The organism is Calditerricola yamamurae, assembly GCF_054654135.1.
On record NZ_BAAIFH010000003.1, the window covers coordinates 48,391 to 67,792 of the forward strand.

Annotated in this window: 21 protein-coding genes; all 21 read right to left on the reverse strand. The window is 63.7% G+C overall.

Going from position 1 to position 19,402, the window contains the following annotated elements; genetic code table 11:
- Positions 1-206: 206 nt before the first annotated feature.
- Entirely contained in the window at positions 207-818 is a 612-nt protein-coding gene (locus ACYQ0Z_RS00345; protein WP_459863277.1) for a hypothetical protein, read from the reverse strand.
- A gap of 73 nt (positions 819-891) precedes the next feature.
- Entirely contained in the window at positions 892-1,680 is a 789-nt protein-coding gene (locus tag ACYQ0Z_RS00350; protein ID WP_459863279.1) for a hypothetical protein, read from the reverse strand.
- Between the two features lie 492 nt (positions 1,681-2,172).
- Complete coding sequence (locus ACYQ0Z_RS00355; protein WP_459863281.1) at positions 2,173-2,937, reverse strand: 3-hydroxyacyl-CoA dehydrogenase; 765 nt, start codon at positions 2,935-2,937, stop codon at positions 2,173-2,175.
- Positions 2,938-3,011: 74 nt separating this feature from the next.
- Positions 3,012-4,169 (reverse strand): thiolase family protein, encoded by a 1,158-nt coding sequence (locus tag ACYQ0Z_RS00360; RefSeq protein WP_459863283.1) that lies wholly within the window; start codon positions 4,167-4,169, stop codon positions 3,012-3,014.
- 2 nt (positions 4,170-4,171) lie between these two features.
- Complete coding sequence (locus tag ACYQ0Z_RS00365) at positions 4,172-5,140, reverse strand: acyl-CoA dehydrogenase family protein (RefSeq protein WP_459863285.1); 969 nt, start codon at positions 5,138-5,140, stop codon at positions 4,172-4,174.
- Positions 5,071-5,340, reverse strand: a complete 270-nt coding sequence (locus ACYQ0Z_RS00370) for an acyl-CoA dehydrogenase family protein (RefSeq protein WP_459863287.1) — start codon at positions 5,338-5,340, stop codon at positions 5,071-5,073. The genes ACYQ0Z_RS00365 and ACYQ0Z_RS00370 overlap by 70 nt, the downstream gene beginning before the upstream one ends.
- Before the next feature lie 155 nt (positions 5,341-5,495).
- Complete coding sequence (locus tag ACYQ0Z_RS00375) at positions 5,496-7,028, reverse strand: acyl-CoA synthetase (protein ID WP_459863289.1); 1,533 nt, start codon at positions 7,026-7,028, stop codon at positions 5,496-5,498.
- A 29-nt stretch (positions 7,029-7,057) separates the two neighbouring features.
- A complete protein-coding gene (locus ACYQ0Z_RS00380; RefSeq protein ID WP_459863703.1) occupies positions 7,058-8,668 on the reverse strand; it encodes a long-chain fatty acid--CoA ligase in 1,611 nt (536 codons plus the stop codon).
- 134 nt (positions 8,669-8,802) lie between these two features.
- On the reverse strand, positions 8,803-9,492 hold the full coding sequence (locus ACYQ0Z_RS00385; protein ID WP_459863291.1) for a HoxN/HupN/NixA family nickel/cobalt transporter: 690 nt from the start codon (positions 9,490-9,492) through the stop codon (positions 8,803-8,805).
- A 42-nt stretch (positions 9,493-9,534) separates the two neighbouring features.
- The gene (hypD, locus tag ACYQ0Z_RS00390) at positions 9,535-10,647 is read right to left on the reverse strand and encodes a hydrogenase formation protein HypD (RefSeq protein ID WP_459863293.1); all 1,113 of its coding nucleotides are present in this window, start codon (positions 10,645-10,647) and stop codon (positions 9,535-9,537) included.
- Positions 10,648-10,696: 49 nt separating this feature from the next.
- Positions 10,697-11,035, reverse strand: a complete 339-nt coding sequence (locus ACYQ0Z_RS00395) for a HypC/HybG/HupF family hydrogenase formation chaperone (RefSeq protein WP_459863295.1) — start codon at positions 11,033-11,035, stop codon at positions 10,697-10,699.
- 50 nt (positions 11,036-11,085) lie between these two features.
- Positions 11,086-12,171, reverse strand: a complete 1,086-nt coding sequence (locus ACYQ0Z_RS00400) for an NHL repeat-containing protein (protein WP_459863297.1) — start codon at positions 12,169-12,171, stop codon at positions 11,086-11,088.
- On the reverse strand, positions 12,168-13,034 hold the full coding sequence (locus ACYQ0Z_RS00405; RefSeq protein WP_459863299.1) for a NifU family protein: 867 nt from the start codon (positions 13,032-13,034) through the stop codon (positions 12,168-12,170). Before ACYQ0Z_RS00405 ends, ACYQ0Z_RS00400 begins: the two co-directional genes overlap by 4 nt.
- Positions 13,021-14,271 (reverse strand): tetratricopeptide repeat protein, encoded by a 1,251-nt coding sequence (locus ACYQ0Z_RS00410; protein WP_459863301.1) that lies wholly within the window; start codon positions 14,269-14,271, stop codon positions 13,021-13,023. Before ACYQ0Z_RS00410 ends, ACYQ0Z_RS00405 begins: the two co-directional genes overlap by 14 nt.
- Before the next feature lie 35 nt (positions 14,272-14,306).
- Positions 14,307-14,492 carry a hypothetical protein gene (locus ACYQ0Z_RS00415; RefSeq protein WP_459863303.1) on the reverse strand — a complete coding sequence of 62 codons (186 nt, stop codon included), beginning with the start codon at positions 14,490-14,492 and terminating at the stop codon, positions 14,307-14,309.
- A complete protein-coding gene (locus ACYQ0Z_RS00420) occupies positions 14,482-14,949 on the reverse strand; it encodes a hydrogenase maturation protease (protein WP_459863305.1) in 468 nt (155 codons plus the stop codon). The genes ACYQ0Z_RS00415 and ACYQ0Z_RS00420 overlap by 11 nt, the downstream gene beginning before the upstream one ends.
- Positions 14,950-14,997: 48 nt before the next feature.
- Entirely contained in the window at positions 14,998-16,632 is a 1,635-nt protein-coding gene (locus ACYQ0Z_RS00425) for a nickel-dependent hydrogenase large subunit (RefSeq protein WP_459863307.1), read from the reverse strand.
- An 82-nt stretch (positions 16,633-16,714) separates the two neighbouring features.
- Positions 16,715-17,686: a hydrogenase small subunit gene (locus tag ACYQ0Z_RS00430; protein WP_459863309.1), complete on the reverse strand. Its 972-nt coding sequence runs from the start codon at positions 17,684-17,686 to the stop codon at positions 16,715-16,717.
- 31 nt (positions 17,687-17,717) lie between these two features.
- On the reverse strand, positions 17,718-18,407 hold the full coding sequence (hypB, locus tag ACYQ0Z_RS00435; RefSeq protein ID WP_459863311.1) for a hydrogenase nickel incorporation protein HypB: 690 nt from the start codon (positions 18,405-18,407) through the stop codon (positions 17,718-17,720).
- Complete coding sequence (gene hypA / locus ACYQ0Z_RS00440) at positions 18,367-18,762, reverse strand: hydrogenase maturation nickel metallochaperone HypA (protein WP_459863313.1); 396 nt, start codon at positions 18,760-18,762, stop codon at positions 18,367-18,369. Before hypA ends, hypB begins: the two co-directional genes overlap by 41 nt.
- Complete coding sequence (locus ACYQ0Z_RS00445) at positions 18,755-19,282, reverse strand: helical membrane plugin domain-containing protein (RefSeq protein WP_459863315.1); 528 nt, start codon at positions 19,280-19,282, stop codon at positions 18,755-18,757. The genes hypA and ACYQ0Z_RS00445 overlap by 8 nt, the downstream gene beginning before the upstream one ends.
- Between the last annotated feature and the right edge of the window lie 120 nt (positions 19,283-19,402).

The window sequence follows — 19,402 nt, forward strand, 5'->3', positions numbered from 1 at the left end:
AGAAAAGGCGCCGGAGGTTTGGATCGTCTCCGGGCTTTTCCATTGCCTCTGGCCCACTTCTCGTCCATCTCCATCAGCAAAGCACCCAAAAACCGCAAGGCATTATCACGATTTGGGAAAATCCGAATCAGCCGTATGCATAACCCGTAGCGTGAGGATGCTCACCCGAGTGCTTGGCAAGCACATCGCGGAGGTATGCGTTCTGTTCAAACGCCCGTTTGTTTTGTTGTAGGAAGGCTCCTTAACGGGAGTGTTGGTTCTCCGCTTGTTTCAAAGGGCAACACCACCGTCGGTTGGATCTCGGTTTGTTTGAACCGTTCCCGCAGCAATTCCTTGAGCTCCTCCGGCACTCGAACGACACCGCCGTTGACAGCGTAAACGCCTTCGGCAACATCGCCGTGAAATTCCAACAATACTTTTCGCACCTTCCATTCCAGTTCCTTTCCGGGAACATAGGTGACGATGCGCACCCATCCCATCTGTTCCCCATTGCCGTTTACCGGAAGGCGCTCGTTGGGCGTCCACGTTCCTCGTTTGAGTTCTTTTATGATCGTACGCGCCTCCGCTTCTCCAATGACAAACCGGATTTTCCACGAACGACCACGCACCACCCCGTATTCCACACGCACGGGTTGTTTGTACGCTGACCATTTTTTGTTGGTGATGTGGTCTTGTCGAAAAGTCATGGGGTGAAACAAATAGGTCTCTTGAATGTGGCGCGCAAGAAAGGCAGCCGTTTCGTAGAAAGCCAACAATAACAGCACAGATGTTATTCCATAAAAGAGTCTCTTGTTGCGAAACATCGTTTTGCCGATCACGTCCTTTTCCGAATGCATTAAGTCTTGTGAAAAAGAGAGAGAGTAGGGACAACCCCCGCCTTCTACTTTGATACTATCTAGCTCTTACACTGAATGTTGATGACCCTCCACGAGTAAAGTAAAATCGATTTAACGAATCATAAATTGTGACTTTAACACTCCATGATCCGGAATATAAATTACCAGATTTCGATCCACCCATCATGTATATGTAAAAGTCTCCAGCAATCCCAGTTTTATTCTTATAGTTATCATAAAGATAATTAGATTTGTTCCATCCCCAAATGCTATTATTCACAAGTGTAATGAAACTCCTGCTTCTACCATTTGCTTCTCCAGATGATGAACTAACAGGGAAGTTTAAGGTGACGCCAAAATATGCATACTGAATACTAATCTGTATTGATCCACTTTTTCCATTGGGATAGACATTTCTAACACTCAAACCACCAGAGCTGTAATCTGTTGGGTCGATAAAATGTTCTACTTTAGTTAAAACCTGCGTTGATGGCAATTCTTTATCTAACCACACTCGTGAAGTATAAGCTGAATCATTTTCTTGTGCGCTTAATTGAGGAGACCCTACTAGATGAGCATAAACACCGTTTTGGTAAATAACAGCACGGAGGTTGGGGTCACTTATGGATCCACTTCCCGGATCAGCAGCATAGGTGGAAAATTTCTCTTCTTCATCTTGAATTATATTTTTCAACCTTTCTAATGTTATTGCTTCAGGCCCAGCAGTAAAAAGAACAGAATTTTCGTTAGCGCTAATATAACCCGAGATGACTTTCCCTCTCCTTTCAATAGCTAAATTACCACCATAAGTAGTTATTTTGCTATTATTATGTTTAACGTACAAAGCCTCAGCAACCCATGTATCCCTCAATAATTTGAAGTTATTCGCGTAAAATATCCAAATTTCGTTAAATAAAAATAACTTACTTTCTACGTGTATTAATTTTTTGTTTCTAAACAAGGCATGATTAATATAAACATTTGCATCGCCTACCTTATCACCTGTAGAGGTATAAATATATCAATAACCCTGGAAATAGCATACGTCAATCCCTAGCCGGTTAGAAATGCTTTAACATACTTCGACAGCATGTTTCGACAAATCCTTCCCCTTAAACCACAACCAAGCCCCCGCGGTTTGCGATGGATCTTTCACCGACTCGGGCTATATCTTAGTCCCATTTCTCACGAAATCGGCGCAGACAGCGCCCATGCCGACACTCAAAGGAGACGGCCCAGCGACAAAGCATCGCTAGGCCGCGGAACAAAGACGTCTTCCTTTCCTAGGCCGTGAACGGCCAGCGGGCATGCCCCAAGGCGTAGCGCGGGTGCGAGCTTACCGCGGCGCCATGCGCAGCGCGCCGTCGAGGCGGATCGTCTCGCCATTGAGCATCGGGTTCTGCACGATGTGGCACACCAGCGCAGCGTATTCCTCCGGGTGTCCGAGACGTTGGGGGAACGGAACCTGCCGGCCGAGGGAACGGCGCACCGGTTCGGATAGCCCGGCCAGCATCGGCGTCTCGAAGATGCCCGGCGCGATGCTGACGACGCGGATTCCGTAGGCGGCCAGCTCCCGCGCCGCGGGCAGCGTGAGGGCCGCCACCCCGCCCTTGGAGGCGCTGTAGGCTGCCTGGCCGATCTGGCCCTCGAAGGCGGCCACCGATGCCGTGTTGACGATCACCCCGCGTTCGCCATCCGCGTTCGGTGCGTTGCCCCGCATCGCCACCGCGGCCAGGCGCAGGGCGTTGAACGTCCCGACCAGGTTGACGCGGATAACCCGCTCAAAGGCGGCCAGGTCATGGGGCCCCTCCTTGCCCAGCACCTTCTGGGCCAAGCCAATCCCGGCGCAATTGACGAGGACGCCGAGCGGCGCGCGCCGCACCGCCGCATCGATGGCCCGCTCCACGGCAGCCGGATCGGTCACGTCGGTGGGCACAAACAGGGCGCCGTCGCCCAGCTCTCCGGCCAGGGCCTCCCCCGCCTCGGCGCGCACGTCGGCGATCACCACCGTCGCCCCGAGGAGATGCAGGGCCCGCGCCGTTGCCGCTCCCAGGCCGGACGCGCCGCCCGTTACAATCGCACTGATGCCGCGCACATCCATAGGGCCAACCTCCTCCTCGCGAGGGTTTCTCCGGCGCCGCTCCCGGCGCCCGACCGGCACGATGCCCGGCGCCGTCACGCCAGGCGCTCGATCACCGTTGCCGTGGCCATGCCGTGGCCGATGCACATCACCTGCAGGCCGAACTGCCCGCCGGAGCGCTCCAGCTCGGAAAGCAGCTTGGCCATGAGGGCCGCCCCCGTGGCCCCGAGGGGGTGGCCATGGGCAATGGCCCCGCCGTTCGGGTTGACCTTCTCCAGATCCACTTGCAGCGCCCGCGCCCACGCCAGCACCACGCTGGCAAAAGCCTCGTTGATCTCGACCACGTCGATGTCGCGCAAGGTGAGCCCCGCCCGCGCGAGCGCTTTTTCCGTCGCCGGGATCACCTCGAGGAGCTGCAGCGTCGGGTCGCCGGCAACCACCACCCGTGCCCGGAAGCGCGCCCGCGCCTTCAGCCCCAGCGCCCGCGCCGTGTCGGCATCGGCGAGGAGGACGGCCGCCGCCCCGTCGGAGATCTGGCTGGCATTGCCCGCCGTGACGACGCCATCGGGGCGAAACACCGGGGTAAGGGCCCGCATCTTCTCGCGGTCCGGCGCAAAGCGAATGCCCTCATCGTGCTCGAAAAGGAAGGGCTCGCCCCCGGCGTCCAGCCCGGTAAGGGGCGCCAGGTGGTCCGAAAACCGCCCTTCGCGGGTCGCCGCCGCCGCGCGCCGGTGGCTCTCATAGGCAAAGTCGTCCAGGTCGTCCCGGCTCAGCCCGAACCGCTCGGCGATGCGCTCGGCCGACTCCCCCTGGTGCACGAGCTCGTATTTGTCGTGCAACGCTGGGTTCAGCGTCTCGAACCCGCCGCCGATGTCCGAAAACATCGGCACCCGCGTCATCGCCTCGACGCCCCCGGCGATGACCACGCGCGCGTCGCCTGCGGCGATGGCCTGGGCGGCGAAATGGATGGCCTGCTGGCTGGAGCCGCACATGCGGTTGAGCGTCACCGCCGGCACCGTGTGCGGCAGGTCGGACAAGAGCACGCCCAGCCGGCCGACATTGGCCCCCTGCTCCCCCGTCTGTGTCACGCAGCCGGTGATGACGTCGTCGACCAGCGCCCCGTCCACGCCCGTGCGCGCCAGCAGCGCGTTGAGGACGTGGGCATACAGCGCGTCCGGACGCACGTGGCGCAGGGCGCCGTTCTTTTTGCCGATGGGCGTTCGCACGGCATCCACAATCACCGGTTCGCCCATGTTCACCGCTCCTTTCCGCTGGCGTGGATGGCACCCGCTCGGCGCGCCAGCTCCCGCACCATAATCGTACGCTGGATTTCGTTGGTTCCTTCGTAGATCTGCAGCACCTTGGCGTCACGCATCAGCTTCTCCACGGGAAATTCCGCGCTGTAGCCGTACGCGCCGAACACCTGCACCGCTTCCACCGCCGCCCACATCGCCGTGTCGGCAGCAAAGGTCTTGGCGTAGGCGGCCTCCAGGGTGTTGGGCGCGCCCGCCGCCGCTTTCCACGCCGCCTGACGCACCAGCAGGCGGGCCGCCTCCGTGCGCATGCCCATTTCCGCCAGCTTGAAGCCGACACCCTGGAAGGCAAGCAGCTTTTGTCCGAAGGCCTCCCGCTCCGCGGCGTAGGCCAGCGCCTCGTCGAGGGCGCGCTGGGCCAGCCCCACGCCGAGGGCGCCCACCATGGGACGCGAACGGTCGAAGACGCGCATGGCCAGGCGAAACCCGCTGCCCTCCTCCCCCAGCAGGGCGTCCGGCGCCAGCTCCACGTCGTCGAACACCACTTCCGCCGCGCTGGATGCCCGCTGCCCCATCTTGGGGAGGGGCGGGGAAACCGAAACGCCCGGGCGGTGACGGTCCACCAGAAACGCGCTGATCCCGCGGTGGCCGGCGTCGGGATCGGTTTTGGCAAAGACCACAAAGAAGTCGGCCTCCGGGGCGTGGCTGATCCACGTCTTCCGCCCGCGGAGGACCCATCCCCTTTCCCTGCGCACGGCCCGCGTCCGGATGGCCGCCACATCCGACCCCGCATCGGGTTCAGTCAGCGCGTATGCCCCCAGCCCCGTAGCCAGGCGCGCGCCGTACGCCTTCTGCTGCGCCTCCGTGCCGGCCAGGGTCAGCGCATCGGCCACCAGGTTGTTCAGGAGGATGGCCGCGGCGATGCCCGTGCACGCCCAGGCCAGCTCTTCCGCCACGACCACCAGCTCCACCGGCGTGGCCCCGGTGCCGCCGCAGGACGCGGGAAGCGCAGCAGGTTGACCAGGCCCAGGGCACGGGCCTCCTCGACGATGGCGTGGGGAAAGCGGGCTGTCCGGTCGCATTCCGCCGCGGCCGGCGCGATTACCTCCCGTGCAAACCGGCGCGCCAACGCTTGCACCTGCCGGTGCTCCTCGGTCAGCGCAAAGTCCATATGCCCCCTCCTCTGCAGTCGCGCCGTCCCATGGGCTTGCGGCGACGCCTGTGCTCCGCCCCGTACGACACCGCGACGTTGAATGAACAGTCATTCAGGGAAAGCAACGCCGTACCCGCCGCCCCCTATCCGGCGAGAACGGCGGGACATCCACTTTACGCGGGCGCGCCGAACCGCTCGCGCCACGTGCGCTTGAGGATCTTTCCCGACGCGTTGCGCGGCAAGTCGGCCACGAAGTGCACCTTCTTCGGCACCTTGAAGGGCGCCAGGCGCTCCCGCGCGTAGGCGATGAGTTCCTCCTCGCTCACCGCCGCGCCCTCGTTCACCACCACGACGGCGGTGACAGCCTCGATCCACTTCGGGTCGGGCGTGGCGATGACGGCCACTTCCTTCACCGCCGGGTGGGTGTACAGGACCTCCTCCACCTCGCGCGAGGCCACCAGCACGCCGCCGGTGTTGATCACGTCCTTCTTGCGGTCGACCACGGTGATGTACCCCGCTTCGTCGACGCGGGCCAGGTCGCCGGAGTGGAACCAGCCGCCGGCAAAGGCCTCCGCCGTCTCCTCCGGCTTTTCCCAGTACCCGGTGCACAGCTGCGGCGAGCGGTACACCACCTCGCCGATCGCGCCCGGCGGCACATCGCGCATGGCCTCGTCGACAACGCGCAGTTCGACGAAGGGCACCGGCCTGCCCGCCGACGCAGGCCGTTCGTCGTGCTCCTCCGGGCGCAGCACGGTGGCCAGAGGGCCGATCTCCGATTGGCCGAAGCAGTTGTACAGGGAAAGCTGGGGCCACTGCCGGCGGAACCGCTCGAGCACCGGGACGGGCATGATCGACGCGCCGTAGTATCCTTTCTGGAGGCAGGACAGGTCGCGCCGCACAACGTCCGGATGGTGAAGCAGGGCGATCCACACCGTGGGCGGGGCAAAAAAGCTGGTAATCCGCTCGGCTTCAATGGTGGCGAGCACCCGCTCCGGGTCGGGGGCCCCGTGCAGCCAGTTTGTCGCCCCCAGCAGCAGATAGGGCATCAGGAAGACGTGCAACTGGGCCGAATGGTAGAGGGGCATGACGTGCAGCACGCGGTCCGTGGCCGCAAAATCGAGGGCCAGGATGCAGCTCATGTACTCGTACATCAGGGCCCGGTGCGTCATCATCGCCCCCTTGGGCAACGACGTCGTACCGGAGGTGTACAGGAGTTGGACGAGGTCCGTCTCCTCGAGGTTGCCGTCGGGCAGAACCGGCGGGTCGACGCGGGCAAGGCGCAGGACGTCGAGCCCGTCCCCGCCCCACAGCGTGCCGTACACCGCTACGCCCAACCGCTCGCGCACATCCTCCACCGCTCCGGCCCCGGCGGGATCGTAAAACAGGGCACGGCTGCCCGACTGGTTGACAATGTAGACCAGCTCGTCACCGGTCAGGGCAAAGTTGACGGGCACGTGCACCAGCCCGGCCTTCGCCGCCGCCAGCCACAGGAGCACGTAGGCGTCGGAGTTGCGCCCGTAGACAGCGACGCGGTCGCCCTTCTCGAGGCCTGCGGCAAGGAGGTGGCCGGCCAGCCGCTCGGCCGCCGCGTCCAGCTCCCGGTACGTCCACGCGCGCCCCCCGAACACCAACGCCACGCGGTCGCCGCATCGCCGCGCGGTGCGTCGGATCAGGTCCCCGATGGTGTTCCGCCAAATCGCGTTCATCGGCATGCCCCCTTCTCCCGGGATGGCGGCTAACCGGCGGCCGTCCCGAAGATGTCTCGATACTGCTCGCGCAGCTTGGCCTTGAGGAATTTCCCGGCCGATGTGCGCGGAATGGCCTCGACAAAGACGAAGGCATCGGGCAGCCACCATTTGGGAAACGTATCGGCCAAAAACGCCCGCAATTCCTCCGGTGTCACCTCGGCGCCTTCTTTTTTCACCACCACGGCCAAGGGGCGCTCCTGCCACTTGGGATGGGCCACGCCGACCACCGCCGCCTCAGCTACGGCCGGGTGGGCCATCAGGGCGTTCTCCAGGTCCACCGAACTAATCCACTCGCCGCCCGACTTGATGAGGTCCTTGACGCGGTCCGTGATCTTCACATACCCGTGGGGGTCGATGGTGGCCACGTCGCCGGTGCGGAACCAGCCGTCCGCCGTCCAGCTGTCCGCCGCACCGGGGTGGTTGTGGTAGCTTCCCGCCACCCACGGCCCGCGCACCTGCAGCTCGCCCATCGTCTTCCCGTCCCACGGCGCCTCGCCCGCGTCGTTCACCACGCGCACGTCCACGAAGGGAGCGGGAATGCCCTGCTTGGCCCGGTAGGCGTACTGCTCCTCCTCCGGCTGGTCCGCCAGGTACGACTTGAGGTGGCTGACCGTCCCCAGCGGCGTCGTCTCCGTCATGCCCCACGCGTGGATGACGCGCAGGCCGTGGCGGTCAAACCCGCGGATCATCGCCTCGGGCGCGGCCGATCCGCCGACGACGAGGCGCATGCCCGGCGGCAGCGACCAGCGCCCGGGGGACCGGTCAAGGGCCTGGAGAACGGCGAGCCAGATCGTCGGCACCCCGGCGGCACAGGTGACGCCTTCCCCTTCGAACAAGTCCAGCAGGCTCTCCGGATCGAGATGGGGTCCCGGAAACACCTGTTTGGCGCCAACCATGGTGGCCGCAAAGGGGACGCCCCAGGCGTTGGCGTGGAACATGGGCACCACCGGGAGTACCGTGTCGCGGTGGGAGATGGCCAGCGTGTCAGCCAGCGCCGCCGCAAAGGAGTGCAGCACGAGGGCGCGATGGGAATAGACCACGCCTTTCGGGCGGCCGGTCGTCCCCGAGGTGTAGCACATGCCGGCCGGATCGTTCTCGTCTAGGTCAGGATAGGCGAAGTCGCCCGTAGCGGCGGCCAAGAGGGCCTCGTAATCGTCATAGCCCCCGGGCACGTCCTGTCCGGTGAGGGGCACGACGAAGATGCGCTCCACGCGGATGCGGTCCTGGATCCGACGCAACAGCGGCACCAGCACATCATCCACGATGAGGAACCGGTCTTCGGCGTGGTTGATGATGTAAGCGATCTCATCCGGATGCAGGCGCAGGTTGAGCGTGTGGAGCATGCCGCCGGCGGCAGGGATGCCAAAGTACGCTTCCAGGTGGGCGTAGTGGTTCCACATCAGCGTCCCGACCCGATCCCCCTTGGCCAAGCCGAGCCGCTGCAGCCCTTCCGCGAGGGCGTTGGCCCGGCGAACAAAATCGGCGTACGTGTAGCGGTGAAGGGTCATATCCGGCAGGCGCGAGACGATCTCCACCGGGCCAAACAGCTTGCCTGCTCGCTCCAGCAGGTGCGTCAGCGTGAGTGGATAGGCCATCATCGTGCTCGTGACCACGGCCATCCTCCTTATTTTCTTAATATTTTTTAAGTTTAGTTGTTTTCGTATTGTACTCTGCCTCCCCCGGACTGTCAAGCTTCCATCCCCACGCCTCTTCTCTCCTCAGATGACCCTGATCAGGCCAGCAATTCCGGAAGCAAGGTCCCGACCATGTAGCCGCCAAACACAAGGCTGACCAGGCCGGCCAGAGTGCGGATCCCGGCCTGTACGGCGAACCTGCGGGAGGCCACCGTCAGGGCCGGCGCGGCCACGAACAGGGTTACGGCGAACATCCCGAGGACCGTGCCCAATCCGAACAGGAGCAGCCAAAGCGTCGCAGCGCTGAGGCCGGGCGACGCCTGCAGGGCCAGGACGGCCACCGCCCCGCTGCCGGCAAGGCCGTGCACCACGCCAAACCCAAAGGTGATCCACTGGCGGCGCACCAGTTTGACCGTGGGGTGCTGGTGACCGGGACAATGAAAATGGCCGTGAACGACATCGCCGTGGGCGTGGGCATCAAAGTGGATGCGGCTCCGCGCCACGCGCCACAATGTCACAACTCCCAGCAACACCAGAAGGGCGCCCACCGTCACATCCACCATATCCTCGAAGCGCGGCGGCAACTGGAGACGGAAGAGGAGCAACGGCAGACCCACCGCGGCGATGGAGAGCAAATGGCCGATGCCCCACACGAAGCCAAGCCACGCGGCCGGCCAGAGGCGGCGCTCTTCGGCCACCAAGGTGGACACGGCCACCACATGATCGGGATCCAGCGCGTGCCGCATGCCAAGGAGCAGCGCAACCCCGAACAGGACAAACGCATCCATTTCCATCCCTCCTTTTTCCTCGTGTCCCAACGGTTCCCGCTCTCACTCGCCAACCGCTTGGCGCTGAAACACGTGGTGATAGTAAGCGGCGCAGGCGCCCTCTGACGACACCATCAGGGCACCGACGGGGTGTTCGGGGGTGCACGTCTTTCCAAAAAACGGGCATTGGTGGGGTTTCAGGGCCCCTCTGAGCACCTCGCCGCATGGGGCCCCCTGGGGATCGGACACGTGGACCCCCGGCACGGCAAAGCGCACCTCGGCATCCCACGGCGCAAACGCGGCCCGCAGCTTCAGGGCCGACTGCGCAATCCCGCCGAGGCCGCGCCATTCAAAGACCGGGCGCACCTCAAACACCTCGGCCATCGCCTGCAAGGCCGGGCGATTCCCTTCCCAGGAGACGGCACGGGCATATTGGTTTTCAACTTCGGCGCGCCCGTCGCGCAATTGCCTGACCAACATGAGGATGGACTGCAGTAGATCCAGCGGCTCAAAACCGGATACGACCACCGGCTTGCCATAGTTCCGGACAATCTGTTCGTAGGCCCCGGCCCCGATGACCGTCGAGACATGCCCGGGGGCGATAAACCCGTCAATGTGCAGGTCCGGCGCATCCAATATCGCCTGCATCACCGGAAGAATGAGGACGTGGTTGGAAAAGACGAAAAAGTTGCGCACGCCTGTGGCCCGGGCGCGAAGGAGGGTGAGCGCCGTGGACGGGGCTGTCGTTTCAAAACCGATGGCAAAAAAGACGACGTCGCGGTCCGGGTTCTCGAGGGCCAGCTTCAATGCGTCCAGAGGAGAATACACCATGCGCACATCGGCCCCCTTGGCGCGCAGCTCCAAGGGGCTGCCGCGGCGCCCGGGCACCCGCATGAGGTCCCCAAAAGCGGTGAAAATGACGTTGGGTTGCTCAGCGATGGCCAGCCCGTCATCCATGCGCCCCATGGGCAGTACGCAAACGGGGCACCCCGGCCCGTGAACCAGCTCGATGTTCTCGGGAAGCAGCTTTTGCAGTCCGAACCGGTAGATGGAATAGGTGTGCCCTCCGCACACCTCCATGATGCGATACCGGCGGTCCGGATCCACCAACCGGCAGATCTCTTCGGCCGCTTTCCGAATCAACTCCGGGTTGCGGAACTCATCGACGTATTTCATCGCTCCGGCACCTCCAAGGCCCGACCAACGGCCATCCCCCACGGGGTCGTCACCGCCTGTTCTCCCCTTTCTCCGCCCCGCCGATGTCTGCACCGGCGGCGGCATCCGCTGGTGCTCCGTCATCAAACCGGTAACCGCGAACCTCCTGCAGGGCCTCGTCCGCTTCCCCCAGCATCGCCAGGAGTTGCAGCTGCTCTACCGCTTGCTCGGCGCTGATCTTGCTCATGGCAAAGCCGACGTGGATTAGCACCCAATCGCCGGGCCGGACGCCGTCGTTCTTGAGCAGGTCCACGTTGATTTTCCGCCGCACACCCGACACATCCGCGACGGCATAGTGCGGATCTTCATCGAGCAGTTTCACGATCTGACCGGGTATGGCCAAGCACATAAACGCCCCTCCTCCTTCATCGCCCGCCAACACAACGGGGCCCGTTCTCCTCAAGCCGATACCAGGCGCCAGAGCATGACGCGGTTGTTGCCCGAATCGGCAATGGCCAGCAGATCCTTGTGGCCCCAAATGCCATAGGGCCAGCAAAGGGTGTCCCGCCTGACCGCTTGCCAGCGGTTTTCGCCCGAACCGTCAAAATCGTCTTGTCCGATTACGAGGGTCGCCTCCCGGTACACCCCCCTGCGCGGGGGACCGGGAAAAAGGAGCACGCGGTTGTTGGCGGTATCCGCCACCGCCAAATGGCCGCGACATACGGTGACACCATACGGAAACCGGAGGCGCCGCGGACCTTGGGGGACATGGGGGAGCTCGAAGGCCTGGGTAAAGCTTTCTTGGCCAAGCAGCAAGTCGGCTGGGCGATCCGCCTCCGGGGGTGGGGTGAAGCCCAGCACCCGGTGGTTGCCGGCATCGGCCACGTACAGCGTGTCGCCGTCTCCCGCCACGGCGTGGGGCCAACGGAACGTGTTGGCCCCGACCCCCTGACCACGGTTTTCCGCGCCGGTATACGGGTCCGGTTGGCCCAGGACGAGGTCGGGCATGCGTTCGCCCTCCGGCACTCCCCGCCAGCCAAGCACCCGCCGATTGCCCGTGTCCGCCACGAAGAACCACCCGCCAACATAGGCAAACCCGTAGGGCCAGAAAAACCCCAGCGGACCGACGCCGCCGCCCCGATTGGGGGCCGTCGCGCGCAAGTCGGGCTGGCCGATGACGTCGTCGGGCCGCTGGCCGTTCGTCTTGGGGAGGGTGTCCCACACCAAGATGCGGTGGTGCCAGGCGTCGGCCACAAACAGACGGCCTTCCACCACCGCCACCCCGGTGGGCAAGTGCAAGAGGCCAGGACCTTCCGTCTCGAAGTCGTCATGCCCCACGACCACGTCGGCGGGCGCATGGTCCGCTTCGGGCCACCCGTACCAGATGAGGACGCGATGATTGCCGGTGTCGGCCACCACCACCACGCGCTCGTCCACATACACCCCTCGCGGCGCGTAGAGCTGGACCCGGTCCGGCCGGGCCGGTGGCAGCGCCAATCCCCCTGGAGCCGGTGCCCCCAGCCAGCGTACGGGTTCCGCCCTCATGTGGGGCGCACCCATACCCGGTTTCCCTCCACCCGGACAGGGAACGGTTCCAACTGAACGTGAGGAGCGGTCCGGCATTCACCCGTCAGCAGGTCAAAGCGAAACCCGTGCCACGGGCAGGTGATGACGGTCCCTTCCACGGGTCCTCGATCCAGGGGCATCCCCAGATGCGGGCACTGGTTGCGGAAGGCCATGATCTTGGTTCCCACGCGGACCAACAGCACATCCTGGCCTGCTTTTTGGAAGCGAAGAGGACGACCGTCTTCAAACGCTTCAAGGGGCGGGCCTTCCATCCAACCGCTTTTCGCGAGGTTCCCCACTTCGTGTACGGGGATCAATCCGGACACCCCCTCCTCCGCCACCACTTCCACGCGTTGGACCTCTGGCACGCGCGCCTTGACCGCCTCTTCCACACCTTCCTGTAACGTCCGCATCGACAGGGAACAACCGGAACAGGCCCCGTGAAGGCGGACGTAGACGGTGGCGTCCTCCACCTTCACCAGCTCCACATCGCCGCCGTGGGAGCGCATGTACGGGCGCACTTCTTCCAAGGCGGCGGCGACGCGTGTGAAGAGATTCGGCTTGATGATGCCGTGCATGAGGAACAGGGCGTAAACGGCGGGATCTTCCACCGCCTTGAGCAGCAGCTCTGTACCCGGTTCCGTTGCGCGCAAGGAACGCACGAGCTGGCGCAGCGCGTGTCGGTGGAACGCCTCGATGGCTTCTTTCAGTTCAAGGGCCCGGCTCCGGGCGTCCTCCGGTAACCCCTTGAGCGCCTCCAGCGCGTGGTCCACGCGGGCGGCCAGCGCCTCGAAGTTGTCGTGATGGCTGTTGGGGGCATCCCGGTGCTCATGCGGTCCCATGGCGTTCCTCTCCCCTTTCCGCCACGGCTTCCGCCGACGCCGGCCGCCGGCGAAGGCGCGCGATCTCCCCGAGCACTTCGTCCACCGCCGCGGCCGCGTCCGTTTCCCCATGCTCCAGGAACAGGCGGCGCGCCTCCTGAAGCCGCGGCACGGCCCGGGAAAAGGCCCCCAGATGGGCCAGGGCATTGCCCTGGTTGGCCAGGACGCGGGCGTACCCTACCGGGTCGTCCTCCAGCCGCCGCACGGTCATGACTTCCTCGTACAAGGCCACGGCTTCCCGCAGGTTGGCTTCGAGGTGGGCCGTCGGCACCTGCTGAAGGACGTTGGCCAGGTTCACCGTGGCGCTCGCCCATAGCTCGGGGTGGGTGTCCTTGCGGAAGACGCGCAGGGCTTCGCGTAACCCCTGGACAGCCACCGCGACGCGCAAGCGCGCACCGCGGTCGAGGGGCGGCATGGCGAGGTAGGTTAGGGCCAGATTCATCTGGGCCATGGCGTAGGCCTCGGGGTGGCTTTCCCGCCGGAACACCTTGAGCGCCTCCTGGTAACATCGCGCCGCTTCCAGCAGAGGACCCTTTCGGCCGTCCGCACGACTTTGGTAGGCTGTTCCCAGCTGGAACCACAGTTCCGCCCGGACTTCCCGGAAGGCCGTGCCTTCCAAAAGCTCGAGCGCCTTGCGGAAGCCGGCGATGACCGCTTCCCCGTCGTCGCCCCGCATCTGCCGGATGGCGGCCTCTTCGGCGTACAGCCGGGCCGCAAAGACGGGTGATACCCTTTCCGCCGCCTCCGCCGCGGTCCGGATCCGCTCGTAGCCCGTTGCCCAATCCCCCTGCTGAAGCGCGTCATACCCCTGGGTTGCCAGGAGAAACGCGCGGATTTCCCCGTCGCTCTCCCGCAGATCGGGAGGCGCCGCGCCCAGACCCATCCGCCAGGCCACTGCGTCCAAAAGCCGGGCGTAGTCGCCCCCCAGGCGCTCCGTGGCCCACACGTAAACCTCCGCATCCGGTTGCAGAACGAAGCGGTTGTAAACACCTTCCGGCCCTTCCGGCAACGCCGATAACAGGGAGGCTTCGTTCTCCCCCTCCACGGCCCGGGCGAAGAACCCCCATGCTTCCGGCCATCGCTCGGGAAGCCGCCCGCGCAACAGCTCGGGCAACAATACCGGGGCTTCCGGGACAGGCGGCAGGAGCAACAACCCTGCCGTGCCGGGAAACACACCGATCGGTTGCGGACGCAGCATGCTGCAGCCTCCTTTGCCCTTATCCAGCGGCAACATTACCGGTTTCCAGCCTTTGAGAGAACAAGCGAGATACGCAGGGCGCCCGCCTCGCCGTCCCACCGCGCCTCGCGCACCCCCGGTTCAACGCCCTCGGGCAGCAGATGGTGCACCAAGAGACTCCGATCGTCGCGCGTGTTGCGCACCTTAAGCAGCAGCCCGGTCGTGGTGATCTCAAGGTTCACGGTCGCTCCCTCCCAAGCGCCGCATCAGCTCCGACGCCAGGCGTTCCATGGCCGCCTCGACAACCGGAGAAAGGCCAAATCCGGGATCGACGGTCGCTGCTTCGATCAGGAAGACCGTCACCTTCTCCGGAAAGCGATCCTTCAGGAGCCAGCGGCCAAAAGCAAGGGCGTGATCCCACCGAAAATCGTGCAGGTTGACAGCCGAGAGAGGAGGCGTTTCCACCTCCTCCCCCGGAATTTCGAAAATGGTGCCCGGCTCGGCTCCCGTCTGGCAGGCGTCGACGAGGATCAGCTCCCGGGCATCCCCGATCTGAAAGGCCACATCCATGCCGGCGGTTCCGCCGTCGGCCAGGCGCACCCCGGGAGGCGGCCCCCATTCCCACAACCGGCGCACCAGCATCGGCCCCACGCCGTCGTCGCTCCGGAGCAAGTTGCCGCAGCCGATAATCACCGTCATCCAGCCCGCCTCCCCTCCCGCCAGCCTCCACGCATACGCCGTCCCGCCTCACCCGAAGGTTGGACCCACCTTGTAGCGCGCCAGCTGCTTGTGCGTCTTCGCATCGTACGCATGCACCGTGCAAACCAAGCAGGAGTCGTAGCTCTGGGCGATGTGGGCCAGCTCCACCGGATCGTCGGGATCTTGCACCACCGTCCCGATCATCGCCGTCTCAATAGGGCCGCGGTTTCCGTGGCGATCCCGGGGACTGATGTTCCACGCCGTGGGCGTGATCACCTGGTAGTTTTCGATCTTGCCGTCCTTGATCTGGATCCAGTCGGCAAGGGCGCCGCGGGCTGCTTCCGTCGCGCCGAACCCCCACCCTTCCGGCAGCTCCTGCGGCTTGACGTAGAACTTCTCGTTCAGGTCGATCTGCTTTAGCCACTCGTGCATGCGCAGGTAGTATTTCGCCGCCTCGTGCATGCGCGCCAAGACGCGGACCATGGCGCTCGGCCCAATCTCCTGGAGGATGTTCAGGAAGAGCGGGTCGTAGTCTTGCCACGGTTCGGCGCCCGGACGCCCGGCGATCACCTGGCGTGCCAGAGGCCCGACTTCAACCGCGATCTCGCCAACACCCGGCAGGTCGTACCGCGGCGCTTTGGCCCAGGTGTACTTGCCCTCCTTCTGCCCTTCGGCAGGATCGATGGGCTCTGTCACCCCGTTGAAGGGGTGAAGGGAAGCCCCGCCGCGATAGAAGGAATGGGTGTGATCTTCCCGGATCCGCTCCTGATCGAAGTCGTGGAACTGCTGGCCGTCATACACGCCCGAGCGGCTAATCAGAGCGCCGTTGCGGCCCTCAATGTTCGGGTAGCGGTATTTCTCGGGGTGGAAGAAGGTACCATACGCCAGATACCGTCCCGGCCCCGCACCGATCTTGTCCAAGCCGATCTCCATGCTGTACCGGAGAAACAGCCCCAGATCGGAATCGCGGTGCTCTGGTTTTTCCTCCAGCCAGTTGAGGACGTCCTGCCACGTCTTGTTTTCCAGCCACCGCTCTATCGAGCACCCGAGCCAGACCTTCTCCAACCACGTTTGGCGGTAATAGTCCAGAATGGAGAGGGAGCGGGTGATGTCGGAAAGGGTGGGGCCGCACATCACACCACCCGGCACCATAAAACTGGAATGCGGCCACTGCCCGCCGAAGATGGCATAAATCTCGACCGGTTTGGCCGAAACCGTCACGCCGATCTCGTAGTGCTCCCCTTCGAAGGGCGCCCAGCGGCGCACCACCTCATCGTAGAGCGGGGAAGACGCATACTTGCGGTGTGTCAGGCCGATGGCGAACAGGGCGTAAAACCACCGGGGGATGCTCTGGATCGTTTCCGCCGCTTGCGCCAGATTGCGAACAAGGGTGGCATTGGGCGGGACTTCCGTGTGCCAGGCGGTATCCAGGGCATACGCTGATTTGTAGAGGTGACTGCCCCCGCAAATGCCACAAATCCGCGGCGTCACGATGAGGCCCGCCTGGGGATCCTTGCCCTTGAGAATGATCTCAAAGCCGCGGAACATGGTGGCCTCCGTCCAAGCATCGACGACCACTCCATCCTCAAGGGCGACCCGAACGTCCAGGTCGCCTTCCACGCGGCCCAGCGAATGAACCTTGACCTCCGTCTTCTTGCCCGAAGGGATCACTTCCTTGGCCATGCCCCTTCCTCCCTTCTTTCCCGTGACTGACCCATTGGCGCGACACTCCCGGCCAACTGCCGCAGGGGGCAGGCGCCGCGCATCAGGGCACGAACATTTCTTCCTTCGCCCACTTCGGCGCCGCTGCCCGCGCCACCGCGGCGTGAATCGAATAGCTCAGCGGGTCGCTGCCCGACGGCACTTCCTTGGGAATCGATCCCAAAACCTTCTGCGTCTTGAAGACGGTTCCCGGCGCCAGGTCAAAGAAGGGAAATTGCGGCTCCGTGCACCCGATGCAGGGCATGCCCGCCCGCGTTTTAGAGGACTGCCGATTCCAGAGAATACGGTTACAGGAGGAGTGGGTCATGGGACCGCGGCAACCCTGTTCATAGAACAGACAGCCCTTCCGCGTTCCCTGGCCGAATTCCTCCACGGGCTCCTTGTAGTCGAAGTATTCATTTCGGGTACAACCCGTATGGGTATGGCTCTTGAAGAACGTCTGCGGCCGTTGCAGCTCGTCCAAGACGATGTCCTCGGCCCTCCCGGTGGCGATGGCCACGAGGATCTGTGTGACCCAGTCGGGGTGAGCGGGACAGCCGGGAATGTTGATCACCGGCAAGCCCGCCCGCGAGCGGAAATCCGCGCCGAGAAACCCGCCCTTTTCTTCTTTCAGGTATTGCAAGCCCACGGACTCGGTGGGGTTCGGTTTCGCCGCCGGAATGCCGCCCCAGCAAGCACAGTCGCCGATGGCCACAACGTACTGGGCCTTGTGGGCGAGCTCCCAAATCCAGTCCTTCTTCGGACGGTCAAAGAACATGTCGTACCGGCCCGTTCCGTTGGGCCCCTGAATGACCGTCCCCTCAAAAACGAAGATGTCGAGCGGGATCTCCTCGTTGAGAACGCCGTCGAGAATTTTGCGGACGGCATCTCCAAATTCCAGGGACAGGGAATGGTGATAGAGGATGCGGATGCCGAAGTCGGTGACCAAATCCACCACCGTGGGCTCCTCGGCATTCAAGAACGACTGGGTGTTGCCGTTACAGGCGCCCCCGTGCATCCACAGCACATTGGCCATGCCCCTCACCTCCAATCCAGATCGCATCGCCTCAAGTCCCACTCGTCCGGGTCGCCATCTCCCGGAACGCCAGATACCCCGCTTCCAGATGGTTCAACCACCCGGCCAACCCCTCCCCCGTACGCGCCGAGACCTCGATTACCGGCAGGCCCGGCCTGACCGCATGCAGCCCCTCATAAAACCGATCCCGCTGAAACCCCACCGCCTCGGCCAAGTCGAGTTTCGTGATGACGGCCACATCGGCGCTGTTGACGATGGTGGGGTACTTCAACGGCTTGTCTTCCCCTTCGGTAACGGAAAAGAGCACCGCGCGCTCGTTTTCCCCCAGGTCGTAACTCGCCGGGCACACCAGGTTGCCGACGTTTTCGATGAAGAGAAAATCGTGTTCGGCCAGGTTCCATCCTTCCAGGGCCCGGTCGATCATCTCCGCCTCGAGATGACAGACCGTGCCCGTGGTGATCTGGCGCACCGCGGCACCGCTCTCGCGCAACCGCCGGGCATCGTTTTCCGTTGCCAAATCCCCCACCAGCGCCGCCACACGATAGCGCTTCCCAAGGTGCAGAAGCGTCTCCCGCAGCAAGGTCGTCTTTCCCGTCCCGGGACTCGAAACCAAATTGACTACATAGACGCCGGCTTCGCGAAAGCGCCTGCGCAATTCCCTCGCCAGGAGGTCATTCTTCTTAAGAATATTCTGCCGAATCTCGACGATGCGGGGCCTCATCCCCTGCTCCCTCCTCGCCCTCCAGTGCGTACAGCTCCATTTCACGCCCGTGCAGCACCGCTCCCGTTCGCGTTCCGCAGACGGGGCAGCGCATGGGCAACGGCTCGGGCAGCGTGCGCGCTTCCTGACAACGGGGGCAGTACACGACCACCGGAACGTCCTCAATGACCAGTCTGGCTCCTTCCAAGGGTGTTCCTTGAATCACCACATCAAAGGAAAACTCCAAGGCTTCCTTCACCACCCCCGAAAGGACGCCCAGCTTGACGTAGAGGGCCCGTATCCGTCGCAGACCCTGGCGTTCAGCTTCTTCTGCCGCCAGCTCCGCCAGGCTGTGGGCGATGGACAGCTCATGCATGGTGAAGCTCCCGCGACAGGCGCTTGGCGAAGCTCAGCACAAACTGGAGGGCCACCTGCACGTCAGGGTCTCCCAGGGCGCGCATGAGCCCGATCAGCCCGATCCGCTTGGGTTCGGCGCGGGAAACGTCCTCGGCAGCCTGGATCATCGCGCGGGCCAGCTTTCCCACCACCTGGGCAAAGCGAACATCGAGCACGTCGGAGCGGAACAAGGACTGCACCTGGGGCGAGTCAAGGAACTCCTGGAGGCGGCCTACGGTATGGAACACGTTCCCCAAGGGCGCGCGCTGCCCCGACGCGGACAGGGCCTGCCGCAATTGAATCACCATGTCGTTGATCGAGTCGGCGATCTCCGGCCCGCGGCGCAAAAACCCTTCCACCATTTCGAGCAGAAACACAACGTTATCCAGCTTATCCAGCAAGCGAACCAACTGTTCGGCCGTCCGTGGATCTTCGAGCCGCTCCAGCAGCATCTGCTCGGGATGCACGTCAGCGGCAGCCCGTTGCGCAGCCCCCGCCATGGTCATCCCCCCTTTTCCGGGTAAATCGTCGGGATGTTCTCCGCTTCAGCGTCGGCCCTGGTGGCTGACCTGCGTCCCCCCCCCCTCTCATCCCAGGACAAAACGACGAGGCAAACTTAT